The sequence below is a fragment of the Vibrio sp. T13N genome, assembly GCF_032970445.1.
In the GTDB taxonomy this organism is placed as follows: Bacteria; Pseudomonadota; Gammaproteobacteria; order Enterobacterales; family Vibrionaceae; genus Vibrio; species Vibrio diabolicus.
On sequence record NZ_JAWJYE010000002.1, the window covers coordinates 434,605 to 453,409 of the forward strand.

The 18,805-nt window shown below is 45.8% G+C and carries 17 protein-coding genes; 3 read left to right on the plus strand and 14 right to left on the minus strand.

All coding sequences use genetic code 11. From position 1 onward, the window contains the following. Position 1: 1 nt before the first annotated feature. The 6 genes from R2S67_RS04955 to R2S67_RS04980 all read right to left on the minus strand — a co-directional run bounded on the left by R2S67_RS04955 (position 2) and on the right by R2S67_RS04980 (position 7,895). Positions 2–1,246 carry an ABC transporter substrate-binding protein gene (locus R2S67_RS04955; protein WP_006741059.1) on the minus strand — a complete coding sequence of 415 codons (1,245 nt, stop codon included), beginning with the start codon at positions 1,244–1,246 and terminating at the stop codon, positions 2–4. Between the two features lie 45 nt (positions 1,247–1,291). Continuing rightward, positions 1,292–2,359 carry a branched-chain amino acid ABC transporter permease gene (locus tag R2S67_RS04960; RefSeq protein WP_006741060.1) on the minus strand — a complete coding sequence of 356 codons (1,068 nt, stop codon included), beginning with the start codon at positions 2,357–2,359 and terminating at the stop codon, positions 1,292–1,294. Positions 2,360–2,370: 11 nt separating this feature from the next. Continuing rightward, positions 2,371–3,264, minus strand: coding sequence for a branched-chain amino acid ABC transporter permease (locus R2S67_RS04965; RefSeq protein ID WP_005392598.1), 894 nt, complete (start codon positions 3,262–3,264; stop codon positions 2,371–2,373). Continuing rightward, the gene (locus R2S67_RS04970) at positions 3,264–5,216 is read right to left on the minus strand and encodes a long-chain fatty acid--CoA ligase (protein ID WP_317342640.1); all 1,953 of its coding nucleotides are present in this window, start codon (positions 5,214–5,216) and stop codon (positions 3,264–3,266) included. The genes R2S67_RS04965 and R2S67_RS04970 overlap by 1 nt, the downstream gene beginning before the upstream one ends. Next, positions 5,216–6,016 carry an ABC transporter ATP-binding protein gene (locus R2S67_RS04975; RefSeq protein ID WP_005392600.1) on the minus strand — a complete coding sequence of 267 codons (801 nt, stop codon included), beginning with the start codon at positions 6,014–6,016 and terminating at the stop codon, positions 5,216–5,218. Before R2S67_RS04975 ends, R2S67_RS04970 begins: the two co-directional genes overlap by 1 nt. 241 nt (positions 6,017–6,257) lie before the next feature. After that, a complete protein-coding gene (locus R2S67_RS04980) occupies positions 6,258–7,895 on the minus strand; it encodes an electron transfer flavoprotein-ubiquinone oxidoreductase (RefSeq protein ID WP_317342642.1) in 1,638 nt (545 codons plus the stop codon). Between the two features lie 156 nt (positions 7,896–8,051). Between R2S67_RS04980 and R2S67_RS04985 the strand changes: the two genes are divergently transcribed. The 3 genes from R2S67_RS04985 to R2S67_RS04995 all read left to right on the plus strand — a co-directional run bounded on the left by R2S67_RS04985 (position 8,052) and on the right by R2S67_RS04995 (position 11,822). Further along, on the plus strand, positions 8,052–8,804 hold the full coding sequence (locus R2S67_RS04985) for an electron transfer flavoprotein subunit beta/FixA family protein (RefSeq protein WP_317342643.1): 753 nt from the start codon (positions 8,052–8,054) through the stop codon (positions 8,802–8,804). Then, complete coding sequence (locus R2S67_RS04990; RefSeq protein WP_317342645.1) at positions 8,801–9,727, plus strand: electron transfer flavoprotein subunit alpha/FixB family protein; 927 nt, start codon at positions 8,801–8,803, stop codon at positions 9,725–9,727. The genes R2S67_RS04985 and R2S67_RS04990 overlap by 4 nt, the downstream gene beginning before the upstream one ends. An 88-nt stretch (positions 9,728–9,815) precedes the next feature. Then, on the plus strand, positions 9,816–11,822 hold the full coding sequence (locus R2S67_RS04995; protein WP_317342647.1) for an acetoacetate--CoA ligase: 2,007 nt from the start codon (positions 9,816–9,818) through the stop codon (positions 11,820–11,822). 26 nt (positions 11,823–11,848) lie between these two features. Here R2S67_RS04995 and mnhG read toward each other — a convergent pair whose 3' ends face one another. The 8 genes from mnhG to R2S67_RS05035 form a co-directional block, all read right to left on the minus strand. Further along, a complete protein-coding gene (mnhG, locus tag R2S67_RS05000; protein ID WP_054867462.1) occupies positions 11,849–12,142 on the minus strand; it encodes a monovalent cation/H(+) antiporter subunit G in 294 nt (97 codons plus the stop codon). Then, a complete protein-coding gene (locus R2S67_RS05005) occupies positions 12,142–12,420 on the minus strand; it encodes a cation:proton antiporter (protein ID WP_005392606.1) in 279 nt (92 codons plus the stop codon). The genes mnhG and R2S67_RS05005 overlap by 1 nt, the downstream gene beginning before the upstream one ends. Next, on the minus strand, positions 12,413–12,889 hold the full coding sequence (locus R2S67_RS05010; RefSeq protein WP_005392607.1) for a Na+/H+ antiporter subunit E: 477 nt from the start codon (positions 12,887–12,889) through the stop codon (positions 12,413–12,415). The genes R2S67_RS05005 and R2S67_RS05010 overlap by 8 nt, the downstream gene beginning before the upstream one ends. Continuing rightward, positions 12,886–14,382 (minus strand): Na+/H+ antiporter subunit D, encoded by a 1,497-nt coding sequence (locus tag R2S67_RS05015; RefSeq protein WP_317342651.1) that lies wholly within the window; start codon positions 14,380–14,382, stop codon positions 12,886–12,888. The genes R2S67_RS05010 and R2S67_RS05015 overlap by 4 nt, the downstream gene beginning before the upstream one ends. Further along, the gene (locus R2S67_RS05020) at positions 14,379–14,732 is read right to left on the minus strand and encodes a Na+/H+ antiporter subunit C (RefSeq protein WP_182032890.1); all 354 of its coding nucleotides are present in this window, start codon (positions 14,730–14,732) and stop codon (positions 14,379–14,381) included. Before R2S67_RS05020 ends, R2S67_RS05015 begins: the two co-directional genes overlap by 4 nt. Next, on the minus strand, positions 14,732–17,401 hold the full coding sequence (mbhE, locus tag R2S67_RS05025; protein ID WP_317342652.1) for a hydrogen gas-evolving membrane-bound hydrogenase subunit E: 2,670 nt from the start codon (positions 17,399–17,401) through the stop codon (positions 14,732–14,734). Before mbhE ends, R2S67_RS05020 begins: the two co-directional genes overlap by 1 nt. A 166-nt stretch (positions 17,402–17,567) precedes the next feature. Next, entirely contained in the window at positions 17,568–17,759 is a 192-nt protein-coding gene (locus R2S67_RS05030) for a hypothetical protein (RefSeq protein WP_005392611.1), read from the minus strand. 110 nt (positions 17,760–17,869) lie between these two features. Further along, entirely contained in the window at positions 17,870–18,805 is a 936-nt protein-coding gene (locus tag R2S67_RS05035) for a universal stress protein (RefSeq protein WP_046875927.1), read from the minus strand.

An 18,805-nucleotide genomic window follows, 5' to 3' on the forward strand; every position in this document is an offset into this window, starting at 1 on the left:
ATTAGTAACCTAGCCAATCGTCACGACGTGACAATGTCACCTGAGATACTTTCTTAATATCGACTGCGCCGCCGTTGTTGTTACCCATAAACACGTTCACGGTTGTTGTGCCACGGTGATCTTCCGGCTTCCAGTTCGCAGGTACACAAACACCTTCTAAGCCTTGTGGGACCCAGTTGTCATGGACATACATGCCCTTCTTGATGTTTTCACCCGTGATGCCACCGTTGTCTTTCGCCCACTCCATCGCTTCTTTCATGTAGAACGCAGAACAAATGCCGCGAATGTAGTGGTGAGTTCTAAACTCGCCAGGCTCTGATTCAGACTGCTTAGAAATCTCACGAACCAGTTTCATGCCTTCGTTATCGTCTCCCCAAAACGCGGTCATGCCAGGAAAAACATAATCTTTAAGGCCATCGCCCGCCGCTTCAAGTACTGGTTTGTCACCGCCCCAAATGTTCGCCATGTACTGGAACTCTGTACCAACCGTATTACAAGACTTCACGAGTGAGATTACCGAGCTACCGATATTGGCAATGTAACCGTAGTTGGTGCCAGACTCTTTCAGCGACAGACATTGTGCTTTGAAATCACCCGGTTTGAGTGACACAACGACTGGGTTTTGTACCTCAAAACCAAGCTCTTCAGCATATTCTGCACACGCTTCTTTTGGCGCATTCGGGAATGGGTGGTTATCCCCAATATGGGTAAATTTCGGCGCACCTTGGTTGCCCTTTGATTCCCAATCTTCTTTCGCCCACTTCACTAGTGCACGACACGCATCTGAGTACGACGCACCATAGAAGAAGTTATAAGGCGCTGGTTTCGCGGTTTTTGGGTTCTTGCCGGTTGGGTCCGTTAAGTGACCTGAATAAGAGGCAGAGAACACTGGCACTTTGTCTTTGGTCACAAACGAGATGAGTGCTTCGGTATCTGCCGTGCCCCAACCTTGTAGCGCAACCATGTCTTTACGCGCCACCCAACGTTTGTAGTTGGAAATGGCTACTGGCACTTTATACGCCATGTCTACCGTTTCAAATTCGAGCTCAGTACCGTTAATGCCACCGTTTTGGTTGATCCAGCGTAATGCGTCTCGCACACCAGAACCATAAGGCTTACTCACGTAGGCTGTTGGTCCAGAAAAGTCGACCAATTGCCCGACAAATACAGAGTCTTTTGCCCAAGTGGCGGTAGTAAACAGTGCCGAAGATAGCACCAACGTTGTCGCTAAATGTCCTTTGTTCATAACTCGTTGTCCTTGTTATTGAGGTATATTCCACTTAATTCCACGTTAATATGAGAACGGATAGTGTTTCCAATATGCTCGAATCTGTTGCCAGCGATGCGATAACCCTTGAGGTTCGAAAATAAGGAACAGCATGATGACCAAGCCGATCGCCATTTCTTTGAAGTAAGCAAGCCCATCAACGAACGAAGTGTTATTGCTAAACGCAGCCAACCCCGTCACGCCAAACTCCAACACTTCTGGCAGTAATACGATAAATATCGTGCCCATCAATGTGCCTTTGACGGAACCCAAGCCACCAATGATGATCATTGCCAAGAACTGGATAGACATCATGATGGTGAAACCTTCTGCTGATACGAACCCTAAATAATGCCCGTAGAGTGCACCCCCGATGCCTGCATAGAACGCACACACACCAAATGAGAGCAGACGATACTTGGTTAGGTTGATACCCATGATTTCTGCCGACAGGTAGTGATCTCGTACCGAGACAAACGCGCGACCATCACGAGAACGGATCAAGTTCGATGCCCACATGTACATAAAGATCAGCGCAAACAGAGCAATGTAGAAGAAGCTTTCATCGGTCGTAAACTCAAAGCCAAACAGATTGATAGGATTTGCACCAGCACCATATGAGCCGCCACTGAACCAGTCTGCACGAGCAAAGAAGTCCTCTAAAATAAACTGCGCAGCCAAAGTCGCAATCGCGAGATATAAGCCTTTAATTCGCGCAGCTGGCAGACCAAACAGCATCCCGACAATCATGGTTAAGTAACCCGCAAGCGGAATCGCAAACACGACTGGAATGTTGAACTGGTTATTTAGCCAAGCCGATGCAAAGGCGCCAAAGCCAAAGAACGCACCGTGACCTAGCGAGATTTGTCCTGTAAAACCAACCAGAATGTTTAAGCCCAATGCCGCGATACCGAGGTATGCAATCTGAATAAACAGGTTTAGGAAGTAAATATCCAAGACCAGCGGTGCTGCCAGCATGGCGATGACACCTGCAATCGCAAGGCTTCTGATGGTTTTGGTTTCAAAAATTGGCGTATCACTTTTGTATGTGGTTCGAAAATCCCCACATGGGCGCATGCTAAGTTGAGCCATGTTATTTCTCCTTAAATACGCTCGATATCTTTGGTACCAAACAGGCCATATGGCTTGAAGGCAAGAATGATTAACAGCACATAGAACGGTGCGATGTTATAAAGGTTACCCACTTGCAGGTATTGGCTATCAAAAAACTCAGCTAAGTTCTCTAGCACTCCGATGGTGATGCCACCGACAATCGCGCCGACCACCGAGTCCAAACCACCCAAAATAACGGCTGGGAAGACTTTGATACCAATAATGGATAGCGCGTCAGATACGCCGTTAACGATACCGATAACAATCCCTGCTGTTGCAGATACCATTGCCGAAATAGCCCAACTAATGGCGAACACTTTCTTGATGGAAATGCCAAGACTCTGCGCGACTTGCTGGTTAAATGCCGTTGCGCGCATTGCCAGACCCATTTTGCTGAATTTGAAGAACCAGTAGAACGCGCCCATGATGAGCATCGAGAAGATCAAACTCAGAATGTAAGCGAACTCAACGTTCAAACCACCGATATTCACCACATTTGTTTCGAACACTTGCGGATACGACACAGCTGAGACACCAAATATCCATTTCATCAATGCTTGGAAGAACATAGACAGACCGATGGTCACCATGATCACAGAGATAATCGGTTCACCAATCAACGGTCTGAGCACAATGGTTTGCACGGCGATACCGAACACCATCATGAACGCGAGCGTGAGTAAAAAGCCGATAAAAAATGGCAGTTGCAGATGAACAAGCGCCGCCCAACATACCCACGCGCCAATCAGCAAGAACTCACCCTGAGCGAAGTTGACCACCTGGGTCGATTTGTATATCAGTACAAAGCACATGGCGACCACGCCATACAACATGCCAACGATCACGCCATTAATGACGAGTTGCAGTAATAAATCCGTATTCACTATGCGATCCTCCGTTGTTCGCTATCCACCAGTGTTGGCTCATGTTCAATAAGCGTTTCAATCACTAGCGACGTTTGAATGCGTGTTTTGGTGCCATCCTGATAAGTGATCACCGTATCCACATCGACTTTTGGATCGTCGCTGTAGATGGTTTCGATGATGTCTCCGTATTTCTCCGCAACCACACCACGACGCACTTTACGCGTACGAGTTAGCTCGCCATCGTCGGCATCCAGCTCTTTGTAAAGTAGAATGAATTTGCTGATCTTCTGTGCATCTGGCAGTGATTCGTTCACTTTCAGCACTTCTTCACGAATCGCTTGATACACTTCTGGCTGAGCGGATAAGTTGGTGTAGTTAGTAAATGCCAAACCACGCTGCTCTGCCCACTTCGCAACAATCGCGTAGCGAATACAGATGATGGCGGATAGCCAAGGTCGACCTTTGCCCACCACTACGGCTTCTGCAATAAACGGCGAGAACTTGAGTTTGTTTTCAATGAACTGCGGAGAGTAGCGGTCGCCATGGCTGGTTTCCGACATGTCTTTCAGACGATCAATCACCACCAAGTGACCAGAATCTTTAAAGTAACCCGCATCACCCGTATGCATCCATCCGTCTTGTACGTCTTCGTCATACGCTTCCTGGTTGTTCAGGTAGCCAGTAAACATGCCGGTACTTTTCGCGATGATCTCACCCACGCCATTGCTGTCTGGGTTGATGACTTTCACTTCTGCATTGTCAAACGCGACACCGACCGAATCGTAATCCACGTCATCGGCTTGGTGGACGGTGTACGCACCACACATTTCGGTTTGACCGTAAAGCTGCTTGAGTGGTACACCGATCGCTTGCAGATAGCGGAAAGTATCCGGTCCCATCGCCGCACCACCCGTCGCAGCAGATGCTAGATTCGAGAAACCTAAGCGGTCACGCAAAGCACGTAGCAAAATCCATTCAGCGAGTTTTGAACGTTTGCCCTGCTCCAGTGCTTTGTTGGCTAAGCTTATGCCCAGTTTGTACATCTTCTGTTTAAACGGTGTAGAATCCATCATTCGTGCAGACACGTCTGCCACAATGTTTTCCCATACACGCGGTGCAAGTAGGACGAAGTTCGGGCCAATTTCGCGCAAGTCAGACATCATGGTTTCTTGTTCTTCCACGAAGTTAACGATTTGACGAGAAATCAACGCCTGACCAACCACATACACCTGCTCCATAATCCAAGGCAAAGGCAGAACAGAAACGTAGTTGTCGCCTGGGGAGCGCGGGTCGGCACGCAAATAAGCCGCACAGTGATCCAAGAAAGTTCCGCTGTGGAGCTGAGCCAATTTTGGTTTGGAAGTCGTACCCGACGTGGTACAAAGAATCGAAAGATCGCTGCCTTTGGTTGCCGCAACCATATTGAGGTATTTATCGGGATCCGCTTTGTCGATCAGTTGACCTTTTTTATAGACCTGCTCAACATCAATCAGTCGTGGGTCGTCGTACTTGCGCATTCCACGCGGGTCACAATAGATAATGAATTCTACGCTTGGGATCTCATCACCGAGCTCAAGTAGCTTATCGCATTGCTCCTCATCTTCCGCAACCACGACTTTTGCTTTGGCATAGTTTATGAGGTACGCCACCTCTTCGTGCATGGAATCTTGATAGATGCCCAGCGAGAAACCTTTGATCGCATGTGCGGCCAACTCGCCCCATACCCATTCCGGGCGGTTATCACCCAGCAAACCAACAACGTCTTGCTCACCAACACCTAAATCTTGCAATGCCAGAGCCATCCACTTCACTCGATTTTCATAATCTTGCCAAGTGAACTCTCGCCAAATACCAAACTCCTTTTCACGCATTGCGACTTGCTCGGGCCAGTGCTTGGCATTGTGCTGCAACACTTTTGGAAAGGTATCTAAGCGGGTTATATCTGCCCAATCATTATGTTGCTGTGCCATTATGCACTCTCCTCTAATGTCGGTAGCTCTTCGCCTAAGTACGCTTGTTTCACATGTGGGTTGGCCATCACTTCTTCTGGCTCGCCCATCGCAATGTGTTTACCAAAATCCAACACCAATACGCGGTTAGAGATATCCATCACCACGCCCATATCGTGCTCGATCATGATGATGGTGATGTCTAACTCTTCGTTTAAATCCATGATGTAACGCGCCATGTCTTCCTTTTCTTCCAAGTTCATGCCTGCCATCGGTTCATCAAGCAGCAACAACTTAGGTTTTAAGGCAATGGCACGAGCAAGTTCTACACGTTTACGTAAACCGTAAGAAAGTGTGCCAGCGGTGGCTTTGCGAATGTGCTGGATTTCTAGAAAATCGATCACGTCTTCCACGTACTTGCGGTGCGCCATCTCTTCTTTCTGTGCGTTAGAGAACCAATACAGTGGCCCCGTGACGAAGTTGTTTTTTAGTAGGTGATGTCGGCCAACCATAATGTTGTCGAGTACTGACATATGAGAAAAGAGCGCTAAGTTTTGGAAGGTTCTTCCCAACCCTAACTCAGCTCGTTGGCTAGGTGTTCGTTTGGTTACATCATCTCCAGCGAAGATTACAGAGCCTTTGTTTGGTGTGTATCGACCAGAGATGCAATTGAGCATTGAGGTTTTACCTGCACCGTTTGGACCAATGATTGAAAAGATTTCCTTTTCATTCACATGGAAGCTCACGTCAGTTAAAGCTTTCACCCCACCAAAAGCCAATGAAATATCGTTTACCTGCAACAGAGGCGATTCCGATACCATAGTTGATCTCCCTTTCGTTATTTAAGTGCGTTCCATTGAGCACTATTTGATCAAACCTAACTTTGATACTGGTAACCGCTTTTACACCTATGCATCAACTTTGTATTCAGTTTACGTAAACGTCAATTTAAAATCAGAATAGTGCTTGAAAGATTAAGTTGCAATCGAGTTCATCGAGAAAGATTTGAACTAACGCAAACTTTAAGTAAATAAATTGTTAATAAAAATTATTCTCAGACGACTACATATTCGGATAGTTAGGGCCACCACCACCTTCCGGCGGTGTCCAAGTAATATTTTGACTTGGATCTTTGATGTCGCAGGTCTTACAGTGGATACAGTTCGCCGCATTTATTTGTAGCTCTGGCTGCTGATCCCCCTGTACGATTTCATAAACGCCAGCTGGGCAATAGCGCTGTGCTGGCTCTGCATATAATTCAAGGTTCTGCTCAATAGGAATCCGTTGGTTCGCCAGTCGTAAGTGGCATGGTTGATCTTCCTCATGGAAGATATTGGATAGATAAACAGAAGAGAGGCGATCGAAACTTAACACACCATCAGGCTTCGGATAGACAATTTTATTGCTGTTTTCCGCCAATAACAGAGACTGATGATCAGGCTTATCACAGCGGATATGCCACTTAGCTTTACCTTTTAACACGTTATGTTCCAGCAGCGCTAAGCCACCGCCCAGCCACGATCCAAAGCGGTGAATGCCACTTGAAAAGTTACGTGCTTGATAAAGCTCTTCATACAGCCAAGACTGTTTGAAATGCTTTTGATAATCAGCAGTAACTGACTGACTCTCAAGGGCTTCACATACTGCTTCGGCGGCAAGCATGCCAGATTTCATTGCGGTGTGCGTGCCTTTGATTTTAGCGCCGTTAAGCGTTCCTGCATCACAGCCAATCAACAAGCCACCAGCAAACTGTTGCGTTGGAAGCGAATGGAAACCGCCCTTGGTGATCGCTCTTGCGCCATAACTAATTCGTTTACCATTTTTGAGGTATTGCTCAATCATCGGGTGATGTTTAAAACGCTGAAATTCATCGAATGGACTCAAGTGCGGATTCTTATAGTTCAAGTCAACAATCAACCCGACGGCAACTTGGTTTCCCTCTAAATGGTAGAGGTAGCTGCCACCTGTAGCTTCGTTCGCTAACGGCCAGCCTAAGCCGTGAACCACTAACCCTTGTTGATGCTGCTCTGGTGGTATTTCCCACAGCTCTTTAAAGCCGATAGCGTAATGTTGAGGCGTTTTATCTTCAGCGAGATTAAATCGATTAATCAACTGCTTACCAATATGACCCCGCGCGCCTTCAGCAAATAAAGTAAACTTCGCTCGCAGTTCAATACCAGGTTCGAAATTTCCTTTTTGTTCACCATTTTTGTCTAATCCCATATCGCCCGTGATCACGCCACAAACGCGGTTGTCTTCATCGATGATGGCTTGACTGGCGGTAAAACCTGGGTAGATCTCCACCCCTAAGTTCTCAGCCTGCAACGCCATCCATCGGCATAGACTGCCCAAACTTATTATGTAATTACCTTTGTTATGTAACGTATTAGGCACCGCCCAAGAAGGCAGTTCATGACCATTGATTTCATTGCCTAGATAGTAGGTTTTATCTTGGTTTACTTTGGTATTGAGCGGTGCGCCTTTTTCCTGCCAATCTGGAAACAGTTCATCCAAACTGCGCGTTTCAAACACCGCACCCGATAAAATATGCGCTCCAACTTCAGAGCCTTTTTCTACCACGCAAACAGAGAGGTCTTGTTCTTTCTCTGCGGCTAACTGTTTGATTCGGCATGCCGCAGACAAACCTGCGGGACCAGCGCCTACAATCAGAACATCAAATTCCATGCAGTCTCTTTCCATGATTGCATTCCTTTTTCTTTGCATGTTGCCAACTTGTTAAGCAACAATATATTTAAAGTTGACGCAAACGTAAAGGTAAATTAACATCATTTTAAAGACGTCATCACATCGTCTTCACTGTAAACACATAGTCTTCACTGTAAAAAGGAATCTAACGTGAAAATACTAGTGCCAATCAAAAGGGTCATTGATCCCTACGTTAAAGTTCGTGTGAAAGCGGACCATAGCGATGTTGAAACCAATAACGTCAAGATGACGATTAATCCATTTTGCGAAATAGCCGTTGAAGAAGCCGTACGACTAAAAGAGCAAGGTATTGCAGATGAAGTCATCGTTGTCAGTGCTGGCGGTAGCCAATGTCAGGAGCAACTACGCACTGCGCTTGCGTTAGGTGCCGATCGCGCTATTCATGTCGATACTGAAGAAAAAATAGAGCCATTAGTCGTCGCTAAGCTGCTCAAAGCTCTGGTCGAGCAAGAACAAGCACAGCTTGTGATTACGGGTAAACAGTCGATTGATACCGACAACAACCAAGTGGCTCAGATGTTGGCAGCCCTACTTGACTGGCCTCAAGCAACTTTCGCTTCAGACATGAAGATAGAAGATCAAAAAGTTCAGGTCGTGAGAGAAGTGGATGGCGGCTTGATGACGGTCGCGATGAACCTACCTGCTGTGGTCAGTACTGACTTACGCCTGAATGAACCGCGTTTTGCCTCTTTGCCTAATATAATGAAAGCCAAGCGCAAGCCGTTAGATACAATCACACCTGACACTCTGGGTGTTGAAGTGGTATTTAGCCAAACCATTCAAGAAGTCACACCACCAGCGCAGAGAACAGGTGGCATCAAGGTTGAATCTGTCTCAGAGCTTCTCGATAAGCTGCGTAACGAAGCGAAGGTGATTTCATGAAGAACTTAATCATAGCAGAACATGACAATAACCAATTGCATGCGGACACACTCAAAGTAGTTAATGCAGCAAAACAAGTCAGCCAAGACAATGTTTTGATCGTAGTGGGCCACCAGTGTGAAGAAGTCGCTCAACAAGCTTGTCGCGTTGATGGTATATCAAATGTAATTTGTGTCGATGATGAGCAACTTAAGCATCAATTTGCCGAGAGTATCGCACCTATTGTGGTGAGTATTGCTGAAGGTTTTGACGCAATCTGGGCTAGCTCATCATCAAAAGGGAAAGATCTTGCACCGCGAATAGCCGCGAAGTTCGGCGTTGGGCAAGTTTCCGATATTGTCCAAGTTATCGATGAAAACACTTTTATCCGCCCTATTTACGCAGGAAACGCATTTGCCAAAGTGACCACCAGCGACAAGGTTCGCGTCGTCACCGTGCGCGCGTCTGCGTTTGAGCCGGTTACTTGTCACAATCAAGCTGACATCGAGCATCAGCAAGTCACCATCTCAACTCCATTGGTTGAATTGGTTTCTGTCGATAAAACCGTGTCAGAGCGACCAGAGTTGAGTGCAGCAGAGGTGGTTGTGTCAGGTGGACGCGGGGTCGGTAGCAAAGAGAACTTCGCGTTGATCGAACAAGTCGCCGATAAACTGGGGGCCGCCATTGGCGCTTCTCGTGCGGCGGTTGATGCTGGGTTTGTAGCCAACGACTTACAAGTGGGTCAAACCGGTAAAATCGTTGCGCCTAAACTTTATATTGCGGTCGGGATATCCGGTGCCATCCAGCACCTTGCCGGGATGAAGGAATCCAAAGTGATTGTCGCGATCAACAAAGATCCTGAATCTCCTATCTTCGAAGTTGCCGACTATGGATTGGTTGGTGATTTGTTTGAGGTATTACCTCAGCTTGCCGAGCAACTTTAAGCAATCGAGACGAGGGGCGAGCATTACGATGTTCGCCCTTTTATTTTGTTTTTAGCCATATTCAAACGGATTGAAATTAGAGGGACCTATGCCAAATTCTGCACCTATTTGGTCACCATCTGCTGAGCGCGTCAGCAATAGCAACTTGCTACAATTTATCGAGACGGTTAGTGCGCACCAAACCGAAGATATCTCAATCAATGATTACGCGTCTTTGCACCAGTGGTCCATTGATCACAATGACGACTTTTGGCGACATACATGGCAGTTTTGCAACGTAATCGGAGATATGGGTTCGCAAGTAAAAAGCCTTGGTGCTCCCAAGTGGACACAGCCAGATACTGCTTATAACCATGTAAATAGAGACACAGTATGGTTTGCTGACGCCACGCTTAACTATGCAGAGAATCTCCTCTCTCAGGCCGAAAAAACACCTGAGCGTAAGTTTATCGTTTTTACTAATGAAAACGGTAAACACAGGCAGCTCACTGGTAAACAGTTACTGGAACAAGTGTCTGTCGTTCAGCAATGGCTACTCACTTGTGATGTTGGCAAAGGCGATGTCGTTGCAGGCTACTTGCCCTATCTCCCAGAGACCGTTATAGCCATGTTGGCAACTACAAGCCTTGGTGCCATTTGGACTTCAACCTCGCCTGATTTTGGTATCGATAGCGTCGTAGAGCGTTTTGGTCAGGTCAAACCGAAAGTACTTTTTTGCTGTGACGGCTACCAGTTCGGAGGCAAAGCTTTCGATATGGCAGAGAAAAACATCAGTCTTAACAGCAAGTTAAGTAACGTACCAGAAAGCCCTTCAATTAGCGTATGCCAAATCGAATATTTAAAAAACTCTAAGAGTGCTAACACTTCTGACTTTGTACTTTGGTCTGATATAGCTCACCACTTTTCTCCACAACCAATTCAATATCAACCAGTACTGTTTAATGACCCGTTATTCATTTTGTATTCTTCTGGTACAACAGGGCAACCAAAGTGTATTGTCCATTCCGTGGGCGGCACCTTGCTCAATCACCTCAAAGAACATCAACTACATTGCGATATCAAACCGCAAGACAAGGTTTTCTATTACACAACATGTGGCTGGATGATGTGGAACTGGCATGTTTCAGCACTTGCGAGTGGTGCTACCTTAGTGATTTACGATGGTAGCCCTGTGTACCCTGCTCACTCCGTCTTATGGCGATTAGCGGAAGAACATAGCGTGTCGCTGTTTGGTACGTCAGCGAAATATTTAGAGGCGCTAGAGCAAACGTATTACTCTCCAAAGTCAGAACATGACCTGAAATCACTCAAAACTCTGTGCTCAACTGGTTCGGTGCTTTACCCAGAACAATTTAATTATGTATACCAGCACATCAAGCAGGATTTACATTTGGCTTCTATCGCTGGCGGCACGGATATTTGTGGGTGTTTTGTACTTGGAAACCCAATATCTCCGGTATACAAAGGTGAATGCCAAGGCGCAGGGCTGGGAATCGACGTGCGTGTTTTGGACGACGAGGGAAAAATCATTACAGAGCAACGCGGCGAACTGACTTGCAATAACTCGCTACCTAACTTCCCTATCGGCTTTTGGCACGACAACGGCGAACGCTATCACAACGCTTATTGGAGCAAGTTTACTGATATCTGGCACCACGGCGACGATGTGATGCAAACCGAACATGGCGGCTTTATTTTTTATGGCCGTAGCGATGCGACATTGAATCCAGGCGGCGTACGAATCGGCACCGCTGAGATCTATCAGCAAGTGAACACGTTACCCGAGGTCGAGGACTCCATCGCCGTCGGCAAGTTAAACCAGCAGTCAGAAGAAATCTGGTTACTAGTAAAACTCGCTCACGAGGTCGAGTTAACCCAACAACTCACCGATTCAATTCGCCAAACATTAAAAACAAAATGTTCACCGCGCCATGTACCACGCCAAATTTTTGCTATCAGTGATATTCCTAAAACGCGCTCAGGCAAACTGGTTGAACTAGCAGTGAAACAATTGGTCAACGGGCAAGCTGTAAAAAACATTGGTGCCATTGCTAACCCAGAAGTGCTGGAAGAAATTAGCCAGCTTAATCAATAGTGACAATTGGTTAAACAAGAAAAAACTTAATCATTGCGCCAAATCTTATATCCGACCTCTCGCATTGCTCTGCCGAGCAAGTGGGAGGCGACTGGCGCCGTGAGAACGATAAACAACATCGTACCGATAACTCGGGAGATCACGGTGACTTCAGGAATTGAGAGGGCAACCGCTAGTAGTAAGCAACTAACTCCGACGGTACCGGCTTTGGTTGCGGCATGCATTCGGGTATATAGATCTGGCAACCGCAACACACCTAAACTAGCGCTTAGGATCAATAACGTCCCTAAACATAAAAACAGCCCAATCAACACATCCATTATTCTTTCTCCTTCCTTTTAACGATCAAACGCGCAAATGCGATTGTGCCAAGAAATGCGACCAAACCTAATGTAATGGCGATATCTAACAAGGCATCCTCACCACTGTCTAAGGTGTAAACCGTAATAAAACCGATGGTGATAAATGAAATCAAATCTAACGCCACAACTCGGTCAGCCAGCGTTGGTCCTAAAATTAAACGGAAGAAAGCCATAACAAAACTGAGTAATAGCCCTGCATAGGCAAAAGTGACACTTATTTGCAGCCAACTATCCACGCGTCACCTCCAAAATTCGATGCTCTAATCCGTTTTTAATTCCACGAATAACTTCTTCATGCTCAGGAGCAAACATGGCATGAACGATAAGATGCTTTTTATCAGGCGTAACGTCCAAACTGAGTGTGCCCGGTGTTAACGAAACCATATTCGCAAGTAAGGTGATTTCAAGGTCGGAATCGACGTCCAAAGGGACATAGACGATATCTGGCTGGCTCAAATGCGTTGGCGTCACAACATCCCACACGACTCTTGCAACCGATATGATCATTTCATAAGCGAAGTACACCAGTAACTTTAATGCCGACGCAAAACGTCGAAAGTAGCTGGTTTTTAATCCAAATGGTTGGCTCAACCGTAAGGCAAAAAAACCGACCGTAAATCCGACAATAAAATTCAAACTCGAATAACTGCCGTTTAACATCATCCATGCTAATGCTAAGAAAAGATTGAGGAATAGATAGATCATAAATTTCCTCCCAATACCGCTCGAATGTATTCATTCGGATTTAACAGTTGTTCAGCGGCTTGAACAGAAAACTGATAAAAAGGCTCCGCCACCAAGCCTATGATCAACGTGAACATGGTCAATACGGCAATTGGAACGCAATACAACCAATGTACTTTGACTTGCAGAGTCTGTTCTGTTTTCTCCCTAACCGGCTTTTTCCAGAATGCCTCACTCCAAATTTTCGTCATCGAGTAGACGGTAAGCAGCCCCACCAATAGAGCGGTACCGGCTAACCAGTAATATTCAACCTGTATGCTCGATTTGATGACCAAGAATTTGCCCCAGAAACCAGAGAGCGGCGGAAATCCTGCCAGAGAAAACGCAGGGACAAGAAACAAGAACGCTAACCAAGGCATTGCTTTATATACCCCGCCCAAATGTTCAAGTTGACTAGACCCATATTTGCGCTCAATAAAGCCACCGATTAAGAACAAATTCGCTTTTACAATGATGTGATGAACAATGTAGAAAATAGCGCCAGCCAAAGCTAAAGGAGTGTAAATCGCTAATCCCATTATCATGTAACCTATTTGGCTAATGATGTGAAAAGAAAGAATTTTCTTAATGTCGAATTGACTTGCCGCCCCCAAAACGCCCGTTAACATGGTGAGGCCAGCAATCCAAATCAACGTCGGCTGCCAACCACTCTCGGCGAGCGGAAATACTAATGTGAAGACTCGTATTAACGCGTATACGCCGACTTTAGTAAGCAACGCAGCAAACAGCGCAACCACACCACTTGGTAAGGTGTGATAAGAAGCTGGCAACCAAGCAAATAAAGGAAATAGTGCCGCTTTGATAGAAAAGGCAAACAAAAACAAGGCGGACAACATCATGTTGATGCTCAGTTCGCTCTCTCCCGCTTTGGTATAGAGATCGGCCAAGTTCAAGGTGCCAGTTGCACCATACAACAAACCGATGGCAAGTAAGAACACTAGCGTCGAAATCAGGTTCAACATCACATACTTCACTGCCCCATCAATTTGAGTTTTCGTTGCATCTAATACCATTAAACCAAATGACGCGATGAGCATGACCTCGAACCAAACATACAGATTAAAAATATCTCCGGTGAGGAACGCGCCATAAACACCAGCAAGCAACACGTGCGTCAACGCATGGTAATTGCTATAGGAAGGTTTTCGGTGAAGGTCCGCCATGGCATAGAAAACACATATCGCACCAATCACTGCCGTAATCATCACCATGGCAACGCTGAAGTAATCTGCGACAAAAACGATACCAAATGGTGCTTGCCACTGGCCAAAAGCAACGGCTTGAATACCATTACTTATGATGTTTTCTGTGAGAAGGCCTGCGACGACAAGGTTCAAAATCACACTCGCGCCACTTAACCACTCAGCACTTTTTGTTGAGCGACGTACAAAGAAAATGGTCAGCGCCGTACTCAATGAAAGAACAACAGGTAACGTCAGCAAAATCGAACTCATTGACCCTCCTCAGAACGTTGCATTTCATCGACGTCTGCGGTTCCAGAATCTTTATAAGCTCGATAGAACAACATTAAAGCAAAAATAAGTAGCCCAAAACCGATGACTATCGCGGTTAAAATCAGCGCTTGAGGTAATGGGTTTGCCGCGCCATCTGGTGGAAAAAGTGCATTATCGCCAATCAATGGCGGCTCTCCAGGAGTCAGCCTTCCCGCGGTAAAAATAGCAAGGTTAACCGCACTGCTGAGTAACATGATACCGAACAAAAGACGCAAGATATGTTTTTCTAGCATTAAGTAAACGCCTGCGGCGACAAATACTCCAACGACAACACTCCAGACTATTTCCATCACTCTAGCTCCTCATTAACACGAAGCAGCATCCCCATCACGCCACCTATAACAGCAAGGTAAACACCAACATCAAAAACCAATGGCGTCCCTAGTGGTATCACATCTTTCCACCACAGTCCGGTCAAAAACGGTTTATCAAACGCAAAGCTCAAAGCTCCTGATATCAAGCTCAATGCGATGCCAAATAACGCAATGAAAAACGGCTTGAAATACAATCTAGAACGAACATATTTCGGTGATTCCGCGAACATGAGAAGCGATAAGCCAATAACGGCAATCAATGCACCAATGAAGCCACCACCCGGTTCGTTATGACCACGTAATAACAGATACACTGAGAACACGAGCATGAGCGCCGCGACGATATGTGCCGTGGTTGCAAAAATTAATGATTGAATACGGTTTTGCTTTTTCGCTCTTGTCTTAAGCAAGCTCACTGCTGCAATCCCAGCAATGACAACGACGACAACCTCTCCCAATGTATCGAACGCACGAAAGTCGACGAGAATGACGTTGACAATATTGCGCCCATGCCCGCCTGGGACACTATTTTCCGCAAAGAATTCCGACACCGATGAATCCATCGGCTGGGACGTGATTCCTAACAAGAGGAAAGTAATCGAAACACCTATCGCGCCCGCTATACAAACATTCGCCAATTTACGTTTTATCGAATGCTTGGGCACGGTGGTTAAACGCGGCATATGACGCATTAACAATGCTAAAAAGACCACCATTAATGTTTCCACTAACAGTAGAGTCTTCGCGACGTCCGGAGCACTGTAGATCATAAAAACAAGCGTGGTCATAAAACCAATCATACCTAGCGCAGAAATCGCAAGAAGCCTTGAGTGAGACAACGTACATACGATCGCTGCACCAATCAGCAATAAGGCAATGCCAATCTCATAGAAAGCCACGTTTGAAAGCTGCTCTAACAAAGGCTGAGGAATAAATGCTACCTGACCAAGTAAAGCGACGGCGAGTACCGCGAAAAATAGCAGGACATAACGACTCAACTTCTTTTGCTGCAACAGCGCCGTTTGCCACTTCGCCAGTGTCATCATGCCATCTAATAGTCGTTCAAAAACATTCTCCGCTTTGGGGACGAATAGATGTAACCGCTGAAAAAATGCAGACACAGTAGGATAAACACGGTACACCACATACCCCAATACTAGCGTGATAACGCTTAGGACCAGCGGTACATTCACTCCATGCCATAATGATGTCGCTTTAATATCGGCTGCAGGCAGAATGTCAGCAGAGCCAGGAAAGATGATATTGTGATCTAACCAATTTAAACCGACTAGCGGAACGATGAGACTGCCAAGTGCCAAGAGCAAAGGCGAGAACCACATGGCTTTTTTTGTCTCAACTGGCTTCATTTCAATCGGCATGAGATCACGGCGAGCAAAGAATGGTCTCGCTATAAGCATAATGGTTAGCGCAACCATCAGTATATTCACGATTAAAAGTACAAAGGCGATCCAGTTATTGAGCTCTACGGCGGATTTGTACATGTATTCTTTGCTCAAAAAGCCTAACAACGGCGGGAATCCCGCTTTAGACAATGCAGCCAAACTCCCCGCAACCATGCTGATGACGAGCACTGACTTCAAGCCGTACAGTTGATCGATATCTCGTGTTCCTGTCGCTTTGTCGATATTGCCCACCACCATAAACAGCGCTGCTTTATAGAAAGAGTGAGCGAGAATAAACATCAATACTGCGCTCACGGCCAAATCTGTGCCCATACCTAACAATAATGTTAGTTTCCCCAAAGCCACGTTCGTGCTGTAGGCTAGCATCAGCTTCAAGTCAGTTTGTTTTAATGCGACAAACGTGCACCAAACGGCGGTGATACTCCCTGTGATCACTAAGGCATAAAACCAAACCTCGCTATGAGCATAAACTGGCGATAAACGCGCTAACAAGTAAATGCCTGCCTTTACCATTGTTGCCGAGTGTAAATACGCACTGACCGGAGTGGGCGCTGCCATCGCGTTAGGTAGCCAAAAATGAAACGGGAACTGCGCAGATTTAGTAAATGAACCAAGTAGTATGAGCACTAGAGATGGCATAAACCATTCGTGCTGCGCAATCGTGTCCGCCTGAGCGATGATCGTATGTAACTCATAACTCCCTGCCATCGCTCCCAACAAGATAAGGCCAGCTAACAACGCTAATCCACCAGCACCTGTAACGATCAACGACTGCAGTGCATTTTTTCGTGACGTTTTGTTTTCGTGATTAAAACCAATCAGTAAGTAAGAAGTGATGGTGGTGAGTTCCCAGAAAACGAACAACAATAGGATGTTATCGCTCATCACAATCCCTAGCATGGCAAGCATGAATAGGATTAGGTATAAATGAAAGGAAAATCGGCTATCACTCTCTCGTAAGTAAGCCAAAGCGTATATTTGGATCAGTGCGCCAATCCCGCTGATCAGCCCGGCAAAAAGGAATGACAGACCATCTAACCTAAAGCTGAAGTTAATATCGAGGCTAGGTATCCATTCCGCATTCCAGCTTACGCCTGCGGGTGTGTAGATGTAAAAAAGAAAAGAGAAGATTAAAATTGGCAGCACAGGGAAAATCAGTAAGACCAACTGATTATCGGGATTTTTCGGCAGGTTTTCTTTACCCGTTATGCTATTCAACATCGCAGCCCATTCATTTTTATAAGAAAGTTCGCCCTATTTGGCGCAAAGATAAAAAGCTCCACTTGATTGTTTTAGCCCAAGTATTTCAAAAAAGATCATAAAACCAAGGGATAAGTAGCAAACAGCAATCACCGAATGCTACTTAAAGGAACGTTAATACAAACAGCTACTTGCTGTCCGCTACGGTGTAAGAACGTAGATCACTACTTACGTGTTCTCGACTGAATGTGTATGGATTATCGTCATCAGTTAACTCGAACGCATCGTAGGTGCAGTCACCGATATCATTTCTCGGACAAACATAAACGTTCGAACGTTCTATCATTTCTGTGTGGCATTTCGGGCATAGGTTTTTCATGTCACTCTCCTCTGATAACTTATTGATACACTGATAATTCCATGTTCTAGAACTCCGTCTCCCTCCTTTACCTAAAACAACCACTTAAACCCAGGTTTGTTACACACCAATTACTGAATCGGCGATACAAAACCATCGGGCTTAAGAGCGACCAAACTACAGTTTATAGATTGCAAAATGTTTTCAGCCGTATTACCAATGACGTAGCCAGATATCCCAGTTCTCGCTAAGGTACCCATGACTAGAACGTCCACTTCTATGCTTTCTACGTAATCCGGGATTTTTTCATCAGGCTTTCCGTGTAAATGATGAATCACAATTTCACCCGTAATCCCCGACTCTTCCAGCAGTTGTTGTAGAGCTTGTTTATGATCGGCTTTTGCTTTGTCGAGTTCATGTTTCAACTCAGCATCGTCGACTTGAATCCAAGCATTGTCATGTAGGTAGTTCTCTAAGTAATATTCCCAGCAAGAAATCACATGTAAACGACTGTCACAGGTGTCGGCTATTGAACGAGATAATTCAAGTAAACGCACCGCTAATGAGTGCTGTTCATCGCTCGCCGTTAACGGATCTATAGCAACAGCCACACGGCGTTTGTCTCTCGGCTTATCAATCGGTCGGTGTAACCATAATGGACAAGGACATTTGCGTAACAGTGTCATATCAATGGCTTTGAAGCCTTCAGCACCTTCACCGAGTGGTTCAGCTTCTTTGATGATAAGATCTTTGTTGTCAGCTAATGCTTCTTTAATGATACAGACAGCGGGTTTTTCACTGCTTTTCACAGTAAGAGGAAATGCCAGATCATCTTCAGAAAGATCGAGCTTCTGTCTGTATTCCTGAATGCTTTGTTTGAGGGAGTCTTGTAGCGATTGCTCATAACTTTGCTGATACTGGAGCATATCCGCGGGGAAATCGGGGCACGCAATTAGCCCTGAAACAGGTACTTTGTTGCTGGATGCGATCCTCATCGCTTGTTCGAGCGCCTCACTATGACCAGGCAATCCTTGTGTTGCAAAAAGTATGTTCGCGAATCGTTTCAT

Bases quoted from the DNA above. Each gene is read 5' to 3' on its own strand.
- R2S67_RS04955 (WP_006741059.1), bottom strand. From the start codon at position 1,246: ATGAACAAAGGACATTTAGCGACAACGTTGGTGCTATCTTCGGCACTG.
- R2S67_RS04960 (WP_006741060.1), bottom strand. From the start codon at position 2,359: ATGGCTCAACTTAGCATGCGCCCATGTGGGGATTTTCGAACCACATAC.
- R2S67_RS04970 (WP_317342640.1), bottom strand. From the start codon at position 5,216: ATGGCACAGCAACATAATGATTGGGCAGATATAACCCGCTTAGATACC.
- R2S67_RS04975 (WP_005392600.1), bottom strand. From the start codon at position 6,016: ATGGTATCGGAATCGCCTCTGTTGCAGGTAAACGATATTTCATTGGCT.
- R2S67_RS04980 (WP_317342642.1), bottom strand. From the start codon at position 7,895: ATGGAAAGAGACTGCATGGAATTTGATGTTCTGATTGTAGGCGCTGGT.
- R2S67_RS04990 (WP_317342645.1), top strand. From the start codon at position 8,801: ATGAAGAACTTAATCATAGCAGAACATGACAATAACCAATTGCATGCG.
- R2S67_RS04995 (WP_317342647.1), top strand. From the start codon at position 9,816: ATGCCAAATTCTGCACCTATTTGGTCACCATCTGCTGAGCGCGTCAGC.
- mnhG (WP_054867462.1), bottom strand. From the start codon at position 12,142: ATGGATGTGTTGATTGGGCTGTTTTTATGTTTAGGGACGTTATTGATC.
- R2S67_RS05010 (WP_005392607.1), bottom strand. From the start codon at position 12,889: ATGATCTATCTATTCCTCAATCTTTTCTTAGCATTAGCATGGATGATG.
- R2S67_RS05015 (WP_317342651.1), bottom strand. From the start codon at position 14,382: ATGAGTTCGATTTTGCTGACGTTACCTGTTGTTCTTTCATTGAGTACG.
- R2S67_RS05020 (WP_182032890.1), bottom strand. From the start codon at position 14,732: ATGGAAATAGTCTGGAGTGTTGTCGTTGGAGTATTTGTCGCCGCAGGC.
- mbhE (WP_317342652.1), bottom strand. From the start codon at position 17,401: ATGTTGAATAGCATAACGGGTAAAGAAAACCTGCCGAAAAATCCCGAT.
- R2S67_RS05030 (WP_005392611.1), bottom strand. From the start codon at position 17,759: ATGAAAAACCTATGCCCGAAATGCCACACAGAAATGATAGAACGTTCG.
- R2S67_RS05035 (WP_046875927.1), bottom strand. From the start codon at position 18,805: ATGAAACGATTCGCGAACATACTTTTTGCAACACAAGGATTGCCTGGT.